1 protein-coding gene and 1 pseudogene are annotated in these 2166 nt (G+C 75.1%); both read left to right on the top strand.

The annotated features are described in order from the left end of the window. Positions 1–383 (top strand): annotated as a pseudogene (locus AB0G13_RS09560) (hypothetical protein); the annotation flags it as partial. A 196-nt stretch (positions 384–579) separates the two neighbouring features. Further along, positions 580–2166 (top strand): DEAD/DEAH box helicase (locus AB0G13_RS09555; protein WP_357871377.1); only part of this gene is annotated, 1587 nt, incomplete at its 3' end.

Here is a 2166-nt window from a genome sequence, read left to right as displayed (position 1 = left end):
GTGCCGTCCGCCGGCTGGCCGGTCGCGCCGACGGCGGCTCCGACGGCGGCCCGGCCACGCGCGCCGGGCGGGCCGGAGACGGCCCCGCGGGCCGCTACGACGGCGGGCCCGACCTGGGCACCATCTACGGTGCCGGCACCGAGGGCCCCGGCTTCAGCACCGTCTCGTTCCCGAACAACCCGGTGGAGAACTCCGGCTCGCTGACCGGGCACATCCTGGCCCAGGGCTGGACGGAGACCCCCACCGAGGAGCGGTCCAGCACGACCAAGGTGATGGTCGTGCTGGCCGCCTCGCTGGGCCTGCTCGTGGCGATCTCCGTGCTGGTCGTGCTGCTCGCCAACGACACGGTGGGCGGGCTGGTGGGCGGCGTCCTGAGCAAGTGAGCCGCGTACGACGACGATGGTGAGCCCGCCCACTACCCGTCCGTGGTCCGGTGGCGGGCTCGTCGCTTCGCCGTACACTGGTGAGGATCACTGACCCGGCGCGCTCTGCGCGCCCATGGGCGATCTTGCGGGCGATTCGGCGGCGTTCAGCTGCGGCAGGCCATCGCGAAGATGCGCCCCGCTCGAAAGGCATTTCTTGACGACCTTTGCTGAACCCAGCACGTTTCCGACCGCCCTCGACACCGCCGACGCGCAGACCGCCGTCGAGCAGGACGGCACCGCCCAGGGCCAGGCCGCCCCGGTGACGCCCGAGGCCACCGACTTCGCCGCGCTGGGGCTGCCCCAGCCGCTGGTCCACGCGCTCGCCCGGCAGGGCATCACCACCCCGTTCGAGATCCAGCGCGCCACCATGCCGGACGCGCTCGCCGGCCGGGACGTCCTCGGCCGGGGCCAGACCGGCTCCGGCAAGACCCTGGCCTTCGGCCTGCCCCTGCTGGCCCTGGTGGCCGACCGCAACCGGGCCCGGCCGCTGCGCCCCCGGGCCCTGGTCCTGGTGCCGACCCGGGAACTCGCGATGCAGGTCAACGACGCGCTGATGCCGCTCGGCAAGGCCGTCGGCGTGTTCCTGAAGACCGCCGTCGGCGGCGTGCCGTACGACCGGCAGATCGACGCCCTGCGGCGCGGGGTGGAGATCATCGTGGCCACCCCGGGTCGGCTGGGCGACCTGATCGCCCGGGGCGTCTGCCACCTGGACGACGTCGAGGTCACCGTCCTCGACGAGGCCGACCAGATGGCCGACATGGGCTTCCTGCCCGAGGTCACCGAGCTGCTGGCGAAGACGCCGGCCGGCACCCAGCGGCTGCTCTTCTCGGCCACCCTGGACGGCGACGTCGACGCGCTGGTCAAGCGGTTCATGACCGACCCGGTGACGCACTCCACCGCCCCGTCCACCGCCTCGGTGTCCACCATGGACCACCACATGCTGCTGATCCCGCCGCACGACAAGTTCCCGGTCGCCGCGTCCATCGCGGCCCGGGACGGGCGGACGATGGTCTTCGCCCGGACCCAGCTCGGCGTCGACCGGCTGGTCGAGCAGCTGGCCGCCGTCGGCGTACGGGCGGGTGGGCTGCACGGCGGCAAGACCCAGCGGATGCGTACCCGCACGCTCGCCGAGTTCCGTGAGGGCCGGGTGAACGTCCTGGTCGCCACCGACGTGGCGGCCCGGGGCATCCACGTCGACGGCGTCTCGCTGGTGCTGCACGTCGACCCGCCGAAGGACCCGAAGGACTACCTGCACCGTGCGGGTCGTACCGCCCGGGCCGGCGAGTCGGGCGCGGTGGCCACGCTGGTGCTGCCGAAGCAGCGGCGGACCACGCTCGCCATGCTGGAGAAGGCCGGCGTGGCGCCGGCCGAGACCCGCGTGCGGGCCGGCGATCCGGCGCTCGCCGAGCTGACCGGCGCCCGCGAGCCGAGCGGCGTCCCGGTGCGCGTCGAGCCCGAGGAGCCGCGCCGGCACGGCGACCGGCCCGGCGGCCCGCGGCGCTTCGGCGACCGCCCGCAGGGCGAGCGGCGCTACGGCGACCGCCCGCAGGGCGAACGCCGCTACGGTGACCGTCCGACCGACAGCCGTGGCTACGGCGACCGGCCGCAGGGCGAGCGCCGCTACGGCGACCGCCCGCAGGGCGAGCGCCGCTACGGCGACCGCCCGACCGACAGCCGTGGCTACGGCGACCGGCCGCAGGGCGAACGCCGCTACGGCGACCGCCCGACCGACAGCCGTGGC

This window comes from Micromonospora sp. NPDC023633, assembly GCF_040640035.1.
Lineage (GTDB): Bacteria > Actinomycetota > Actinomycetes > Mycobacteriales > Micromonosporaceae > Micromonospora.
Note: the sequence above shows the minus strand (reverse complement) of the source record. Positions and strands in the feature narration are given on the sequence as shown.